The sequence below is a fragment of the Corynebacterium sp. ES2794-CONJ1 genome, assembly GCF_025660615.1.
In the GTDB taxonomy this organism is placed as follows: domain Bacteria; phylum Actinomycetota; class Actinomycetes; order Mycobacteriales; family Mycobacteriaceae; genus Corynebacterium.
This window is the reverse complement of record NZ_JAOTIM010000007.1, coordinates 90,922-105,649: the sequence shown is the minus strand read 5'-3', so window position 1 is coordinate 105,649 and position 14,728 is coordinate 90,922. Positions and strand designations below refer to the sequence as shown.

17 protein-coding genes, 1 tRNA gene and 1 rRNA gene are annotated in these 14,728 nt (G+C 53.5%); 13 read left to right on the top strand and 6 right to left on the bottom strand.

Annotated elements, in window-relative coordinates:
- The 3 genes from rrf (at nt 1) to N7326_RS09055 (ending at nt 3,648) form a co-directional block, all read left to right on the top strand.
- Nucleotides 1-117, top strand: a 5S ribosomal RNA gene (gene rrf / locus N7326_RS09065).
- Nucleotides 118-266: 149 nt separating this feature from the next.
- Nucleotides 267-1,013, top strand: a complete 747-nt coding sequence (locus N7326_RS09060; protein ID WP_259158719.1) for an ABC transporter ATP-binding protein — start codon at nt 267-269, stop codon at nt 1,011-1,013.
- Nucleotides 1,000-3,648, top strand: a complete 2,649-nt coding sequence (locus N7326_RS09055) for an ABC transporter permease (RefSeq protein ID WP_259289653.1) — start codon at nt 1,000-1,002, stop codon at nt 3,646-3,648. Before N7326_RS09060 ends, N7326_RS09055 begins: the two co-directional genes overlap by 14 nt.
- On the opposite strand, the gene N7326_RS09050 is transcribed toward N7326_RS09055, so the two are convergent.
- Both N7326_RS09050 and N7326_RS09045 read right to left on the bottom strand, forming a co-directional pair.
- Nucleotides 3,645-3,944 (bottom strand): FluC/FEX family fluoride channel, encoded by a 300-nt coding sequence (locus N7326_RS09050; protein WP_259080031.1) that lies wholly within the window; start codon nt 3,942-3,944, stop codon nt 3,645-3,647. The two genes, N7326_RS09055 and N7326_RS09050, sit on opposite strands and share 4 nt — an antisense overlap.
- Nucleotides 3,944-4,306 carry a CrcB family protein gene (locus N7326_RS09045; RefSeq protein ID WP_263088541.1) on the bottom strand — a complete coding sequence of 121 codons (363 nt, stop codon included), beginning with the start codon at nt 4,304-4,306 and terminating at the stop codon, nt 3,944-3,946. Before N7326_RS09045 ends, N7326_RS09050 begins: the two co-directional genes overlap by 1 nt.
- A gap of 85 nt (nt 4,307-4,391) precedes the next feature.
- Between N7326_RS09045 and pgm the strand changes: the two genes are divergently transcribed.
- From pgm to N7326_RS09020, 5 genes are all read left to right on the top strand, one after another.
- Complete coding sequence (gene pgm, locus N7326_RS09040) at nt 4,392-6,047, top strand: phosphoglucomutase (alpha-D-glucose-1,6-bisphosphate-dependent) (RefSeq protein ID WP_259080043.1); 1,656 nt, start codon at nt 4,392-4,394, stop codon at nt 6,045-6,047.
- Between the two features lie 100 nt (nt 6,048-6,147).
- Entirely contained in the window at nt 6,148-6,630 is a 483-nt protein-coding gene (locus tag N7326_RS09035) for a DoxX family protein (RefSeq protein ID WP_259158771.1), read from the top strand.
- 48 nt (nt 6,631-6,678) lie between these two features.
- Complete coding sequence (locus tag N7326_RS09030) at nt 6,679-7,389, top strand: DsbA family protein (RefSeq protein WP_259080045.1); 711 nt, start codon at nt 6,679-6,681, stop codon at nt 7,387-7,389.
- Between the two features lie 137 nt (nt 7,390-7,526).
- Nucleotides 7,527-7,599, top strand: a tRNA-Ala gene (locus N7326_RS09025).
- Between the two features lie 435 nt (nt 7,600-8,034).
- Complete coding sequence (locus tag N7326_RS09020) at nt 8,035-8,325, top strand: hypothetical protein (protein WP_259080047.1); 291 nt, start codon at nt 8,035-8,037, stop codon at nt 8,323-8,325.
- A gap of 153 nt (nt 8,326-8,478) precedes the next feature.
- On the opposite strand, the gene N7326_RS09015 is transcribed toward N7326_RS09020, so the two are convergent.
- Nucleotides 8,479-8,844 (bottom strand): hypothetical protein, encoded by a 366-nt coding sequence (locus N7326_RS09015; RefSeq protein ID WP_263088540.1) that lies wholly within the window; start codon nt 8,842-8,844, stop codon nt 8,479-8,481.
- Nucleotides 8,845-9,777: 933 nt separating this feature from the next.
- Here N7326_RS09015 and N7326_RS09010 point away from each other — a divergent pair.
- Both N7326_RS09010 and N7326_RS09005 read left to right on the top strand, forming a co-directional pair.
- Entirely contained in the window at nt 9,778-11,043 is a 1,266-nt protein-coding gene (locus tag N7326_RS09010) for a glycosyltransferase 87 family protein (RefSeq protein WP_259080260.1), read from the top strand.
- Nucleotides 11,037-11,381 (top strand): hypothetical protein, encoded by a 345-nt coding sequence (locus N7326_RS09005; RefSeq protein ID WP_259080052.1) that lies wholly within the window; start codon nt 11,037-11,039, stop codon nt 11,379-11,381. The genes N7326_RS09010 and N7326_RS09005 overlap by 7 nt, the downstream gene beginning before the upstream one ends.
- On the opposite strand, the gene N7326_RS09000 is transcribed toward N7326_RS09005, so the two are convergent.
- Both N7326_RS09000 and N7326_RS08995 read right to left on the bottom strand, forming a co-directional pair.
- Nucleotides 11,378-11,689: a DMT family transporter gene (locus N7326_RS09000; protein WP_259080054.1), complete on the bottom strand. Its 312-nt coding sequence runs from the start codon at nt 11,687-11,689 to the stop codon at nt 11,378-11,380. The two genes, N7326_RS09005 and N7326_RS09000, sit on opposite strands and share 4 nt — an antisense overlap.
- A 4-nt stretch (nt 11,690-11,693) precedes the next feature.
- A complete protein-coding gene (locus N7326_RS08995; protein WP_259080056.1) occupies nt 11,694-12,029 on the bottom strand; it encodes a DMT family transporter in 336 nt (111 codons plus the stop codon).
- A gap of 39 nt (nt 12,030-12,068) precedes the next feature.
- On the opposite strand from N7326_RS08995, the gene N7326_RS08990 reads away from it, so the two are divergent.
- Together N7326_RS08990 and N7326_RS08985 are read left to right on the top strand one after the other, a co-directional pair.
- Nucleotides 12,069-12,485 (top strand): pyridoxamine 5'-phosphate oxidase family protein, encoded by a 417-nt coding sequence (locus N7326_RS08990; RefSeq protein ID WP_259080058.1) that lies wholly within the window; start codon nt 12,069-12,071, stop codon nt 12,483-12,485.
- Complete coding sequence (locus N7326_RS08985) at nt 12,486-13,244, top strand: fructosamine kinase family protein (RefSeq protein ID WP_259080059.1); 759 nt, start codon at nt 12,486-12,488, stop codon at nt 13,242-13,244.
- On the opposite strand, the gene nadE is transcribed toward N7326_RS08985, so the two are convergent.
- Nucleotides 13,241-14,080 carry an ammonia-dependent NAD(+) synthetase gene (gene nadE / locus N7326_RS08980; protein ID WP_259080095.1) on the bottom strand — a complete coding sequence of 280 codons (840 nt, stop codon included), beginning with the start codon at nt 14,078-14,080 and terminating at the stop codon, nt 13,241-13,243. The two genes, N7326_RS08985 and nadE, sit on opposite strands and share 4 nt — an antisense overlap.
- Nucleotides 14,081-14,286: 206 nt before the next feature.
- Here nadE and ykgO point away from each other — a divergent pair, with 206 nt between their 5' ends.
- Entirely contained in the window at nt 14,287-14,409 is a 123-nt protein-coding gene (gene ykgO, locus N7326_RS08975) for a type B 50S ribosomal protein L36 (RefSeq protein ID WP_005511141.1), read from the top strand.
- Nucleotides 14,410-14,728 lie beyond the last annotated feature (319 nt).

The window sequence follows — 14,728 nt, the reverse complement described above, 5'->3', positions numbered from 1 at the left end:
GTCGGTGGTTATTGCGTCAGGGGTACGCCCGGTCCCATTCCGAACCCGGAAGCTAAGCCTGGTAGCGCTGATGGTACTGCAAACGGGAGTTTGTGGGAGAGTAAGTCACCGCCGACCTAAAACTTAAGATGGTGGGGAGGGGTTGTGTGCAGGCTGTGTGCTTGTGCGCAACCCCTCCCCCTTTTTTTGTGTGTGTGGGGTGTGTGTGGGGGTTGGGGTAGTCTGGGGTGGGTAGGCTTTGTAGTGTTTGAGGGAAGAGGAACCAAATGCAAACCACCCCAGCTGCACGTGCACATAACCTGACCAAGACCTATGGATCAGGCAGCACTCAAGTTACTGCAGTGAATTCTATATCCATCGAATTCCCACAACGGCAGTTTACGGCCATTATGGGGCCTTCCGGCTCCGGGAAATCTACGCTGATGCATTGCATGGCCGGGTTGGATAGCATCTCTGGGGGCTCGACCTATATTGGGGATACCGATCTATCGCAGCTCGATGATAAGGGACTGACGAATTTAAGACGTGATCGCATCGGTTTTATATTTCAGAGCTTCAACTTAGTTCCCACATTAACCGCTGCAGAAAACATCACTCTTCCGCTCGATATAGCGGGCAAACCGGTGGACCACAATTGGTTTCACACCGTGACCTCACGGTTAGGCCTCGTCGATCGTTTAGGACACCGTCCTGCCGAGCTTTCCGGAGGACAGCAGCAGCGCGTCGCTTGCGCACGTGCTCTGGTTGCGCGCCCCGATATTATTTTCGGCGACGAACCCACGGGCAACCTTGATTCCAATGCTTCTCGGGAGGTCCTCGGGATTTTGCGCGGTGCGGTCGATGAATTTGGCCAGACTGTGGTGATCGTGACCCATGACCCCAGCGCGGCGAAATATGCCGACGAGGTCATTTTCCTATCCGATGGAGAAATCCGGACACGGCTGAACAGCCCGAGTGCTGAAGAGATTTTCGCAGTCATGGGTACTTTGGAGGATACCGATGGGCAAGCATAGCGCCCCGCGTCCCTCAGGTTCGCAAACCCTCCTGCGTATGAGTTGGCGCACAGTTGTTGCACATAAACTTCGTCTTGCCCTCACAGTGGTGGCCGTGATCCTCGGTACCTCCTTCGTGGCTGGGTCGATGATGTTCACAAACTCATTGGAAAAGGTCTTCGACTCAGCAGTGGAGGATCTATTCGCCGACGTGGACGTAGTCATGCATCCCAACCCTGGAGCTATGGTGGGGGCCAACCTTTTTGCACCTGGTGCTGGAACCTCCGGTATTACGGGAATCAAGGTAGATATGCTGTCTACGCTCCGCCAAGATCCGCAGATCGCTGGGGTCACGGTACAGGGCGCAACCACCGTGGTGGTTGCTGATGCTCAACGACGACCCTTCCAGACTCGCTCCGCGCAATCTACCATCAGTCCCTGGTACGACACCGAACAGGCTGTAGGCCTCGGCAATACTCTCCTAGAGGGAGAACTCCCTCGTGACAACGGCGTAGCTATCAACCGTGCCGCCGCCAACGATTATGATATTGCCATAGGTGATGAGGTCATTGTTGTTGATCCTGAAGGCCAGCGTAGTTATCAAATCACCGGCATCTACCAACCCGCTTCGAGCGCAGTGGACCTCAGTACCGGCGTATTATTACTTCAAGCCGAAGACGTCTATATCGATACGTATCTAGGTGGCATTTTCATCCCCGCGGCCTTAATATCGGGAGACGTAAAACGCGGCAGTGAGCTAATTGACTATCTTCAGCAAACCTACCCCGAATACGGCTACGCCTCAGCCCAAGAATTAGCACGCGGCATTTCTGAGTCCGTTGCAGATGCGCTGAGTTTTGTTAACTATTTCCTTGTGGCCTTCGCCATGATCGCCCTCCTGGTCGGTTCCTTTATTATTGCCAATACCTTTGCCATGATCGTGGCTCAGCGTCTCAAAGAATTCGCTCTGTTACGAGCCCTAGGGTGTTCCAGAAGGCAACTGACATCCACGGTGGTCATCGAATCTATTCTGGTCGGTATCGTCGGATCCCTTCTCGGTGTGCTCGCCGGTATGGGATTAGTTCAGGCCATCCAATTCACCCTTGGACGACTGGGTATGCCTATCGCTGCAGGCACAACTGGCCTTGGGGCATCCGCGATTGCTTTCCCCATCGTGCTTGGTATCGTCGTGACTGTTATAAGTGCTTGGGCACCCGCTCGCCGTGCTGGGGCCGTCCGCCCCGTGGAAGCTATGCGGACCACGGAAAGCTCAACTGCAACCTCCCTTAAAACACGTACGATCTTAGGTCTTCTCTTGCTCGCTGCGGGCATGGCGTTAGCCTTCGCTGGCGCGCTTGTCGATGCTGATAGCTACGCGACTAAAACTCGTGCGATTGGCGTAGGTATTGGCGCCTTTGCTGTCATTGGTGGCGTCTTCATGGCGTCGCCGGCACTGTCCATCCCTCTCGTGGGTGCCCTGGGCCGGGTTATAGCTCGCCCCTTTAAAGCTATTGGACAATTAGCCGCCACCAATTCTCGCCGCAATCCTAAGCGCACGGCTACCACCGCTTTCGCTCTGACTCTCGGTATGGCGCTTGTCACTGCTATTGGGATGTTGAGCGCCTCCATGCACGACAGTATTGAAGATCTGGTGAATTCAGAAGTCACCGCTGATTTCGTATTAGAGGGTCCTAGTGCCATGAGATTCCCAGTGCCGACGAATGCCTACGCAGATATTCAAGCTCTGGATAGTATTGATCAAGCGGTAGCAGTATCCTATGCCAAAGTCTCCCTAGACGATTCACCCACCGGTCTGGCGGCGCTGAGGGGCTTTCCCATCACTTTTATGGCCAATGGCGATCTTGAGGACGTCGTGGGACTAAAGAATCCGCAGGGAAGGTTTGATCTCTCCCAAGCTGGGACTTTTATCGCCCGCGAGTCCTATGCTCAAGAGCGCGGATTAGCCATAGGCGATACCGTGAATATCTACGACCAAGAGGGCCAGATCTTAGCGCGCGCTGAGCTGACTGGAACTTATGGAGACAACCGCATTCTCGACGATGTTGTCCTGTCTGAAGCCACAATCATTGATACCCCCGCTTATGAAAATGACAATCTGGCTCAGGTGCTTCTGATGGGCAAAGAAGGCGTAACACAGCGCTCCTTGCGAGCCGATCTCGAACAAGCCGTGGAAAAATACCTCGTGGTGCGGGTGATGAATGCCCAAGAATATGCCGGCGCCCAAGCAGGTTTAATCAACCAAATGATGTATATCCTCTATGCACTCCTTGGCCTAAGTATTATTGTCGCGGTGCTAGGCATTATCAATACCTTGGCACTTAATGTCATTGAGCGTCGGCAGGAAATTGGTATGCTGCGCGCTGTCGGTACACATCGCAACCAAGTGCGGCTGATGATTACCATCGAGAGTGTGCAGATAGCGATCTACGGCTCCATCATCGGAATGATTGTGGGCCTCGGGCTCGGATGGTCCTTCCTAAAAGTTCTAGGCTCGCAGGGGCTCGAAACCATATCCGTGCCCTATGGAACATTAATGATCATCCTCATAGGCTCTGGACTCGTAGGTGTGCTCGCCGCGATCTGGCCAGCCCAGCGCGCCAGTACAACGCCGCCGCTCGATGCGATCTCACATTAACTAAGGGCGATGAGGCCCAGGCCTGTAATGAGGGTTATAAGAAGATAACCGACAAAGAGGAGAGACTTACCGCCTTCGAGCATAGTTCCCAATTCCTTCGCGAGGGTCGACCACGTAGAGAGTGCTCCAGCAAATCCAACACTGATCACCCAGGCGAATCCGCTCGCGGCACTCAGAGCTATTGCAAGGCAGGCCAAACTATTCGCCAGATAGGTGCCAGCTGGGCTGGGAAGGAGACGAGAAAGCACATAGCGGAGCGCCCCACCACAGCAGGCAGCAAAAAAGACCGTGAGCATTATACGCTCACCCTCTGGGACACACTTGTGCCGGCAAACCAGGCGAGGAGGCACGTTGAGATCGTTATCAGACAGTAGCCGAAGGCCTGGGGGAGGGGCAGATGGGCGGTGAAGCCAGCGAAGGCCGAAAAGCTCGTAAAGCCACCGAGAATTCCTACGGCGAAGAAGGCGCGCAGGTTTTCGTTGCGGGGATTGCTCAGGCCCATAGCGAGACACCCGAGAATATTGATCACGAGGAGTAGCTCCGGCCCAGAACCGAGGGAGAAGACCAACGCGCGGGCACTCGCGCCTAGTCCAGCACCAAGTCCCGCGAGGATGGTGAGGCCGAAAAATTTATGGGTTATATGCAGGCCACGATTCATGGCAGTGATTGTACATCGGGTGGATCGAGCATGATTTAGCGCTAAGATAATGAGGACACAACTGTCCACAGAAGGAGTAACAGCAATGGCTCACCCACGCGCTGGCCAAGTAGCCCAGCCAGAAGACCTTGTCGATATCGCGGGGCTTGTCACCGCGTACTACACCCGCACCCCAGACGTGAGTGACCCTGATCAACAGGTTGCGTTCGGGACCTCCGGGCACCGCGGATCGTCCTTTGATACCGCCTTTAATGAGGCCCATATTCTTGCCACGACCCAGGCCATCGTGGATTACCGCCAGGCTCACCATATCGGTGGCCCCGTTTATATCGGCCGTGATCCCCACGCACTCTCCGAGCCTGCGATGGTATCGGCCCTGGAGGTTTTAATCGGCAACGATATCCCCGTGCGCGTTGATGACCGTGGTCGCTTTACCCCCACCCCAGCCGTCTCGCATGCGATCTTGGCTCATAACGCCAATCTGCCAGGTGGGGTTACGGGCTTGGACCCCAAGCGCGCCGACGGAATTGTGATTACTCCTTCGCACAATCCGCCTCGTGATGGTGGCTTCAAATATAACCCACCTAATGGTGGGCCTGCTGATACCGATGCCACTGATTGGATCGCGCAGCGCGCCAACGATATTCTGCGTAATGACCTTAAAGACATCCGCAGAGTAAGCGTATCGGGCGTCCTCGATCCGCGAGCAGAGCGTTTTGATTACCTCAATCATTATATTGCGGACCTGCCCAATGTGATCAATATTGAGGCTATCAAGCAATCTGGTCTGACCATTGGGGCTGATCCTATGGGTGGTGCCTCGGTGGACTACTGGGGGCGTATCGCTGAGGTCCACGGGTTGAATCTCACCGTAGTAAACCCCATTGTGGATCCCACCTGGCGTTTTATGACTCTTGATACTGATGGCAAAATCCGTATGGACTGCTCCTCACCACATTCGATGGCCAGCTTGGTGCATAACCGCGATAAATACGATATCGCTACCGGCAACGACGCCGACGCTGATCGCCACGGTATCGTCACCCCCGATGCTGGACTGATGAATCCGAACCACTACTTAGCTGTTGCCATTGACTACCTCTATACCCACCGCCCGCACTGGGGCACTGACGCCGTGGGGAAGACCCTCGTATCGTCGTCTATGATCGACCGGGTTGTGGCAGATTTGGATAAGAAACTCATTGAAGTTCCGGTGGGCTTTAAGTGGTTCGTTCCGGGTCTGATCGACGGCTCAGTTGGCTTTGGTGGCGAAGAATCCGCCGGCGCTTCCTTCTTGCGCCACAACGGTACCGTGTGGTCGACCGATAAGGATGGTCTCATTCTTGACCTTTTGGCCGCCGAAATCACTGCGGTTACCTCCAAAACTCCGTCGCAACGCTATGCAGAGCTTGCCCAAAAATTCGGCGCCCCGCATTATGCACGAACAGATGCTGAGGCCAACCGCGAACAAAAGGCTCTTCTTAAGGCGCTCTCGCCTGAACAAGTGAGTGCCACTGAACTCGCTGGCGAGAAAATCACCGCGAAATTGGTCTCGGCTCCAGGCAACGGTGCACCATTGGGAGGACTTAAGGTGTGCACCCAAAACGCGTGGTTTGCGGCCCGCCCCTCCGGTACCGAAGATAAGTACAAGATTTATGCCGAGAGCTTCTTGGGCGAAGATCACCTCGCACTCATGCAGGACGAAGCTCGTGCGCTGGTGAAAAAAGTATTAGAGAGCTAAACGAATTACTGCCCGTGGCCCTACAAATAAGGGCTACGGGCAGTAGGTTGCAATAGTTCAGGTGAGCTTTTATACGCAAAGATGGATAGACTAAGTGACTATGCTCCTAGAAAACGGCATCTTAGCGGGAGATGACACCCGTTCAAAGGTTATCGACATCATCAGCGCACTTGCTCGCTTTGGGCTAGCAGCGGTATGGATTCTCGCTGGGCTAACCAAAATTGGTAAACCCATGACCGAGGCCCAAAATATTATGGCCTATGAAATCTTCACCCCAGACTGGTCCTACTTCCTCGGGCAGATTATTGGTCCTGTGGAGATCGCTGGCGGGCTCATTCTCTTAGTCGGAATCTTTATCAGGCAAGCAGCGAAGATATCCCTCATAGTTTTGATCTTCTTTATGATCGGGATCGCCCAAGCTTGGTACCGTGGACTCGTGATCGATTGCGGATGCTTCGGTGACGCTGACCTTGCCGATGGCGGAATGAGCTATGTCACCACGCTGCTACGCGACGTGGTCTTCGTGGCCATGTCAATTTGGGTAATGGTCTTTCCCTATAAACGATTCGCCATCTACCCCTAGAGAGCACCCTTTTAACATATTCGGATACAAGTGAGTCAAGAAGGCTTGATGAGTAATAAAATTAAAAATCCCAACGAGAATAGCAGTGGCTTTATCTGGGCGATCGTGGCTCTAGTTGCCATAGCGATCGCAGTTGTTGGATATATAGTTGTTAGCGGCAATAACGCGGAAAAAGAAAAACTCGCCGCGGATGTCGAGCCCGTAAATATCACTACCACCGTGGAAGACAATGCCGTCGTTTTGACATCGGACGCCACCACGCCGGACGCTCAAAATATTGAGATCTATGAGGACTTCTCTTGCTCCTTCTGCGGAAAATTGGCAACTTCTACAGATGAGGACATGAAGAAACTCGTCGAAGAAGGCAAGATCGTCGTGCATATCCGCTCGCTCAACTTCCTCGACCGCGGCCAGGCTGGCCACTCCACCCTCGCCGGCACTTCTGCCTACACCGCAGCGAAGGCTGGAGACTCCCAGGCCTACTGGAATCTTCGTAAGAAGCTCCTAGAAGATCAAGAAAAGATCTACGGGGTATGGGACGCCGCTCGCATGGCTACTATCGCTGAAGGCTTCGGCGCGCAAGCATCCACCGCTAAGCAGATCGAATCCCAGGATCTCAGTGATGAATACGTGGCTATGGCAACCGCTAACTCCGAGAAGCTAGAAAAAGTAAGCGGCAAAGTTTCCTCCCCCCGTGTCTTCATTGACGGCAAAGAGGTTGGCGACGATATCTTCGAATGGCCACGCTTAATTAAGTAATGGTCTTGAGCTAAGGGTCCGCATGGGTGAAACTATGCGGATCTTTGCTTTTTGGAGAAGTATAAGCACAGCTTGAACTCGCGATTTGGTAGTGCTGGAGACCATCAGGTAGCCTAAAATTCGTTCGCATGAACAATGGGGCTATGGCGCAGCTGGTAGCGCACCACACTGGCAGTGTGGGGGTCACGGGTTCGAATCCCGTTAGCTCCACCGAAGGAAAACCCAGCTACTTTGAGTAGCTGGGTTTTTTGCTGTCTAGCTGGGGTTATGGTCGCTCGAGGGTAGTCCAATCCGCCCCGATCCGTCCCTAAAATGGCCCTAGTGGCCCTAGAATGGCCCTAAAATGACCTCAAAAATCCGGCAAGAAACACACCCTATGGCCACCCTTTGCGCGCCCGCTACCACCACGAGGGTGTATGCTGTGACGCCGTGAAATGTTTAAAAACTAAACACTAAGCCACCGCATGGAACGCCGAAGAAGAATAGCTCATCGAGCTCCACGCACAGCCCTCTCCACAACCCGCAACGATCTCACCACACCGACCGCAAACCCCACCGCCAGAGAATTGGCTCAACGCCTCTTAAGAATCACTTGGCATACAGCTCAAACCGCTGAAAGAGTGCACTCTGTGGATCCACAAGAAAGTGACTGTCAACCGTGTCACGTCGCCGCTACCCCAGGCGATTAAAACCCCGAACATTATCCGCTTGGCAGGGCTGATGATAGCCGAGATTGCTATCGGCGATATTCACTGCTGGTGGGAAATAATCAACCGTGCTTACCTCTCCAAAACATTCAACCAGCAAGCCTCTAGAGGGCTCACAGGTGCTTCCGCGCGTGCTGTTGAGCGTGAAATCAGCGAGCGACAAAACCCGGAGGTGCTGGAGTGGTCGGGCGCGTTGAGTAGGACGTCCATTGTTTCGACGAGTCAATAATAGGGCAACACGTACACCTCGAGGTACTGGCAGACCCCCACAAGTGAAAGCGGGCGTCACTACTGAAATCGACCCCCACCGTGGCGAGATCTGGCTGGTTACTCGTCTGGCGGGCCAAGGTGCGCCCCTGTAGGGGATCGGGAAGCTGCTTGGTTATATTTTGATCGGAATATGATCACGCAGGTGTATGGGAAGGTCCGTGCGAGCCGTATTGGCACTTTTTTGGAGAAGGTCGACGCCATTCTGACAGAACCGAACATCCCCCTCAGTAAGAAGGTTGTGAGGGTTTCTTGAGTTGTATATGCAGTCACGCACGGCTGGTGAAGCGTCGACTCGTGCGCGTTCTTCAATGTAGAGCCAGTTGAAAAGAAAAGCTGTGACATGGCTGAGGGAAATTGGGCCCCTATTATTCACCGCTGCGAAAGTTACTTGAGCGGGCTGATTGTCGTCGTAAAGCCACAGGCTACGGCTCACAAGCACAACTGTGATTGTCATAGCGGCAGCCATGTCGGTTGTCATCCCAGGATCTCTAGGAGCCTATCTCTTGATCTAGGAATCATTGCGGGTAGGTGGATTGCATCTTGATCGAGAAACAACTCACCTATCACAAAATCCTGCCTGCCCGTAGTTATGGGTGCTAAGAGGCCCAGTGGCTGATGTGGGCGCGTGTTCGAGGAATACGTCTTAGGTCCTGCCGGTGTCGACGGTGGCCCACTCTTCGCGTGAGTGGGAGTAGTGCAGCAGATATTCTGTTCTCGCGTTAGCGCGGGTGTGTTGAAATTTCGTGATATTCCGACTGTGTGCGGACTCATTGCGATCCAAATCGTATATGTAGATCCTGTCAATCTGGCCAACTCTAGTGGGAGTATTTGAGCGTTTTAATTCAGCTAAACCGCATGAAGCATATTTGCTATGGAAGCAGGGGTCAGCTCGTCAACCTTGCTGGGTCAATTCAGGGCCCATATATCAAGGTGACCCAGAGTGCGGACGGCCACGCCAATATTTCCCTGACCGTGTGCATGTCTTGACACAATAAAACCCCTCAGACGCGGGCTAATAATATCCGAGATGTGATAAAGGGGATTTATGGTACCTGTTCTAAAATCCGCTTTAGTGAACGTTCTCGTGCGCTGTGTAAATACTTAACTAATAAGTGATAACAAAACGCGCGAGCGATGAATAGCAACGATAAACCTACTAAAATACCGCGTTTCCACCATCTTCCTAGCAGTGAGAGCATATGCGTTAATATGCATCTGACACGTGGTGTGGTCTATTGTTATGGTCGCTAGTGGCTACCTAACCCAGCAGTTAAGTGCTAAGGGGAGCGTTTCTCTTGCGCTGGTACATTTAACCTACATTGAAGCGGTAGCACGACCACCAGTTTGCCGCTATTTCAACCTGTGCTGCTGTGCTCCGCGCTTAAGTGAACTACACTGTCACACTGTGAATATGCCCTCTCCACCAGTAAGGCCGCGCATCCCAGGGATTGCCACTCTCATTGCTCTATCCTTTATAGCCGCATGGCGGGTACTGTCGGTTAATCTTTCGGCGGAGAATATGACTTATTATGTCAACCTCTTCCAGATTCCCGTGGATTTTCGGGTCTACTATCTTGCTGGGCAGGCGCTTCGAGAAGGGCAGGACTTATACGCCGGTAATTTAGTTCTCGATTTACCGTTTACCTATCCGCCCTTCGCCGGTGCTCTCTTTGCACGGCTGGCGGCATTTCCTGAATTATCAACTCTGGTGGTCTGGCAATTTTTTTCGGCGGCAGCGCTAGTCGCAGTGGTTATAGCCGTATTTCAGGAGCGCGGCTACCGCCTGGATTTCCCCACTGGGATTCTCGTGGCCTTGATCAGCATCGCCTTCTTCGCTCTCGCGCCGATACGCAGCACTTTTCTCTTCGGCCAAATCAATATCTTCCTGATGCTTCTCGTTAGTACCGATTTTCTTCGTCGCAGCTCACTATTGGGCGGTGCAGGAGTAGGGCTCGCTGCGGGAGTAAAGCTGACTCCCGCCTTTTTTGGTCTCGTTTTCCTTATGCAAAAGCGCTGGTGGGCGGCGCTCACTAGCATTGCTGTCTTTGGATTCACAGTCCTGATTGGCTACCTCTTGGTTCCAGATGCCCATATATTCTGGACGTGGGCGATCTTTGATTCCAGTCGCGTTGGCGATCTCAATAACCCCGGTGCCCAATCGCTACGCGGAATGCTGCTACGCGCCTTCGGAGTCGAGGGCGGAGCACTCTTAGTAGTTCTGACAGCTATAGTCCTCGCAGTGGTGATAGCGGGAATGTGGGCGGCGATCCAACTTGATAATCGTTCTCTTGCACTAGGAATTGCAGGCTATGGTGCCACACTGGTGTCACCTTTTTCCTGGCAGCACCACTGGGTTTGGGTGGTACCTATGGTCTTGAGCATTCTCGACGCGCTATGGCGGCTCACTATGCGACTATCAGCCCGTATAGCCAATAGATGGGTACGTGAGCTGAGTGAACAGTGTGCTGCCTTCTGCAGTGCGGCGCTCGTGGCCCTCATGGTCCTGCCGATGGTCAGCACCGTGCAGTGGACTGAGCTAGCCTATTTTGAGGCGGGCCTGAGCCCATTGTGGTGGATGCGGGCACTTTATATTGGTTCCGCCTTACTCACCGTTCTACTCGCAGCGATCGTCGCAGTGGTTTGTGTGTGGCGGCGTCGAAAGGAAATGTCATGCTAGATCCGTATCAACAACTTCAAACTCTGCTGCAATCGCCCGCGGCTGTTCGAAGCGTGCGAGAATTTGAGAAAAAGCGCCATCTGATTGGCTCCCTCGATCCCAAGCCGGATAAATTCACCACTGTATTTGTCAACGAGACGGATTTGGTGTGGGCCTGGATTGGCCAAGAGATGGAGACCTTCGTCGATCAAGCAGTACAACTCAGTCGCACGCGTATTGATGCTAGCTACTGGGCAGACAATAAGGAAGAATTACTACAACGGTTTGTTGACGATCACGAATTTGTCGACCCACCGCTGGTGGCCGCGCTGCAGCGGGCGGGTGGCCTCAGCTACTAGCCGCTACCTAACTCGACGAGTAGAACTCCGAGTGCGATGAGGGCTATCCCCATAGACATGGTGCGGGTGAGATGTTCGTGGAAAATAATGCGTGACAGAATTGCAGTGGCTGCAACTCCACAAGCAGTCCATATTCCATAGGCCACTCCGATACGCATACCGTGCTGCAATGCCCCCGAAAGAAGGGTGAAGGCAAGGATATAGCCCGCGACAGCGATAAGAAAAAAGCGCGGTCGAGCGGTGGCCGCTTTCAAACTCAATGTGGCGGCAACTTCGGCACAAATTGCTCCAAACAGGTACCAGAACATGAACCTAGGCCACCTGAATTTCTCGGGGATGACCGAATTCCACCAGCACAATCCCGCCTATAATAATAACGATGCCCACCGAGCTGAGCCATGAGAGCTGCTCGCCATATATCCAGGATCCCAAAATGGCCGTGAGAGCAACGCCCGCAGCGCCCCAAATTCCATAGGCTACGCCTAGCGGTACACCCCGTTTGAGGAGAATAGTGAGCGCACTATAAGAAATCGTATATCCCAGAGCTACCAAGACGTATAAAATAGTAAAGGAAGCAGCTGCTTTGAGCAGCAGCGTCGCTGATACCTCGCACACAATCGCCAGGGCGAAGAGCATCCACTTATTCACGCAAGCAAACCTACCGTATCCGCTTTCGAAGGGGAAAATATGCCAGCAGGACCCGTGAATATCCTCAGCCAAAACGAGTGCCTTGAAAAGCTCGCAGGGCAGCGCCTAGGCCGCATTGTGGTGCGTCGGCACGCTGATATGGATATCTTCCCCATCAACTATGTTCTCGATGCTGGCGATCTCTACTTCCGCACCGCAGAAGGAGCCAAACTCTTTAGTATCGCGCTTAATTCCGATGTGCTCTTTGAAGTTGATGAGGTAACCGAAACCCATGCGTGGTCAGTCGTGGCCCGCGGACATGCGCACGTCCTTCGAGATACTAAAGAGATCCAGCACGCCGATACTCTCGCGCTACAACCATGGGTGCCCACCTTAAAGTACAACTTCGTCCGCATGACCATCACGTCACTGAGCGGTCGCGCCTTTGCCCTGGGTGCTGAACCGGAACGCTACTAGATGTCAGGTTTTAAAAAAACCGTCGCACCGCACCTCGCCGGCGCTCCTCAGTGCGAAGCAAAAGGGCTGATATGGCTGAGAGAGGGCAGCTCCGCGGTCGTCGAGGTTCTCGAGGTGGACAATATTAGCATCACTACCGAATATATCGAGCACACATCGCCTAGCGCATTGATGGCTTGGCGCGCCGGGCAGGAGCTTGCTCGTATTCACGCCTTGGGTGCGCCCGCTTTTGGGGCTCCGCCACCTGGGTGGGAAGGGGATATCTATATTGGCACCCAGCGACAGTCAGCTCAGCCGACGGCAGACTGGGCTGAGTTTTACTGCCGCCAACGGGTGTGGCCCTTCGTTATTCAAGCGGTAGCCAGTGGCAATCTGAGCACACGCGATGAGGCTGTGCTCGCGACAGTTTTAGAAAAAGTCGAGCAGATACAGTGGCCTACGATCGCTCCCGCTCGGATTCATGGTGATCTGTGGAATGGAAATCTGATTTTTGGCACCCACGGCCCCTTCTTAATCGATCCCGCAGCCCACGGTGGTCACCCACTGACGGACCTGGCCATGCTGGAGTTATTTGGGTGCCCGTATCTCGAAGAATTTTTCGCTGGTTACCAAAAGATCACTGCGCTGCCTGAAAACTTCCGCAGCATGCTCTCACTCCACCAACTGCATCCCCTTGCAGTGCATACCTTCACTCACGGCCCTAGCTATGCCCCAGAGCTGATGCGAGCCGCGTATACCACCCTTAAGGTGCTGGCTTAGGCAGTGCCTGTTGACGAACGCCACCACAGATCATAAGGGGTAACGGGTAAGTGGCGTTTGTGTTCGCCGATCTGCCAGAGATGCATGATGCGCTCGAGCGCCGCAGGGCTGACCTCACCAGTGCCTTGAACGAAGGTATCGATGTCCTTATAGCTCAGGCCTAGGGCTTCTTCGTCGGCCAGTCCTGGTCGGTCGTCTTCGAGGTCCGCAGTGGGAATCTTCTTCCAGGTGGATGCTGGCGCACCCAGCTCCTGAAGAAGCGCTGCCCCTTGGTTCTTGGAGAGGCCGAAGATGGGCAGTATATCCGCGGCGCCGTCGCCAAATTTTGTATAAAAACCTGTGAGGTTTTCGGCGGCATGATCGGTTCCGATAACGAGTAGTCCACGCTCTCCGGCGAGAGCGTATTGGGCTGCCATGCGCTGTCGAGCTTTAAGGTTCCCCTTATTAAAATCCCCGAGCTTATCTAAGCCGAGCGCCTGAGCACATGCTTCCGCGAGCGCATCAGTTGAGTCTTGGATATTGATGGTGAGGCTATGGTCGGGCTGGATGAAGTCGAGTGCGATCTGGGCATCCTGCTCATCAGCCTGGTGTCCGTAGGGGAGTCGGAGGGCATAAAATTCGGCGTCGAGGCCTTCGTCCCTAGCGCGTTCTACTGCGAGCTGGGCAAGTTTGCCAGCTAGGGTGGAATCTTGGCCCCCTGAGATACCGAGGACGAAGCCGCGGGTATGCGTGGCCTTGAGGTAATCGAGGAGGAAGTTTACGCGGATCGCTATTTCCTCTGCTGGCCTAATCACAGGCTGGGTATGGAGACGCTTGCGAATATCATCGGGATTCATGGGCCTAATACTAGCGCTTTTTCGGTGTGGCTGATCTCTTAAGGTGGAGGGAAAGGTTTGGATAATCCACAGCTGATGGGCTAATATGATTCTCCGTGTCATGACTGGCTTTTATATACGCCTTCTCTCAAGGAATTGGCCTAGTCTTATTTAAGATGTGACGAGTTAGTGCGCCTGACTCATCCTCAAGCAGAAAGGAGCGCCCGATGAAGGTTCGTAAGTCCCTTCGGTCGCTGAAGAACAAGCCGGGTGCTCAGGTTGTGCGCCGTCGCGGCAAAGTTTATGTGATCAATAAGAAAGAGCCACGTTTTAAGGCTCGTCAGGGCTAATAGTCCTATATTTATCCACCCCTTAGAACTCTAAGGGGTGGATTTTTTTATGTGTTAGGCCATCTCTCAGACAAAGGGGGTAAAGGGGGTGGAGGGGATAAAAAAATTAATTTTCCGCATTTTCTCCACTGAGCTGCACGGATGTTGAAGGGGCTGAAATCCCCGGCTCCAACGGGTGAGGGGTCCGGCTCTCATGGAGGACTATATATGGTGGAAGCGGACCTGCCCAGCTGGGAATTCCATGGCTGTAACTACTATATGTTGTGCCATTTGCGTTATTTTACCACTAAGTATAGTGTTGGTTCCTGTCAGTAAGTCA

Coding starts and splice junctions, on each gene's coding strand:
- N7326_RS09060 (WP_259158719.1), top strand. CDS start 267: ATGCAAACCACCCCAGCTGCACGTGCACATAACCTGACCAAGACCTAT.
- N7326_RS09055 (WP_259289653.1), top strand. CDS start 1,000: ATGGGCAAGCATAGCGCCCCGCGTCCCTCAGGTTCGCAAACCCTCCTG.
- N7326_RS09050 (WP_259080031.1), bottom strand. CDS start 3,944: ATGCTCACGGTCTTTTTTGCTGCCTGCTGTGGTGGGGCGCTCCGCTAT.
- N7326_RS09045 (WP_263088541.1), bottom strand. CDS start 4,306: ATGAATCGTGGCCTGCATATAACCCATAAATTTTTCGGCCTCACCATC.
- pgm (WP_259080043.1), top strand. CDS start 4,392: ATGGCTCACCCACGCGCTGGCCAAGTAGCCCAGCCAGAAGACCTTGTC.
- N7326_RS09035 (WP_259158771.1), top strand. CDS start 6,148: ATGCTCCTAGAAAACGGCATCTTAGCGGGAGATGACACCCGTTCAAAG.
- N7326_RS09030 (WP_259080045.1), top strand. CDS start 6,679: ATGAGTAATAAAATTAAAAATCCCAACGAGAATAGCAGTGGCTTTATC.
- N7326_RS09015 (WP_263088540.1), bottom strand. CDS start 8,844: ATGACAACCGACATGGCTGCCGCTATGACAATCACAGTTGTGCTTGTG.
- N7326_RS09010 (WP_259080260.1), top strand. CDS start 9,778: ATGCCCTCTCCACCAGTAAGGCCGCGCATCCCAGGGATTGCCACTCTC.
- N7326_RS09005 (WP_259080052.1), top strand. CDS start 11,037: ATGCTAGATCCGTATCAACAACTTCAAACTCTGCTGCAATCGCCCGCG.
- N7326_RS09000 (WP_259080054.1), bottom strand. CDS start 11,689: ATGTTCTGGTACCTGTTTGGAGCAATTTGTGCCGAAGTTGCCGCCACA.
- N7326_RS08990 (WP_259080058.1), top strand. CDS start 12,069: ATGCCAGCAGGACCCGTGAATATCCTCAGCCAAAACGAGTGCCTTGAA.
- N7326_RS08985 (WP_259080059.1), top strand. CDS start 12,486: ATGTCAGGTTTTAAAAAAACCGTCGCACCGCACCTCGCCGGCGCTCCT.
- nadE (WP_259080095.1), bottom strand. CDS start 14,080: ATGAATCCCGATGATATTCGCAAGCGTCTCCATACCCAGCCTGTGATT.
- ykgO (WP_005511141.1), top strand. CDS start 14,287: ATGAAGGTTCGTAAGTCCCTTCGGTCGCTGAAGAACAAGCCGGGTGCT.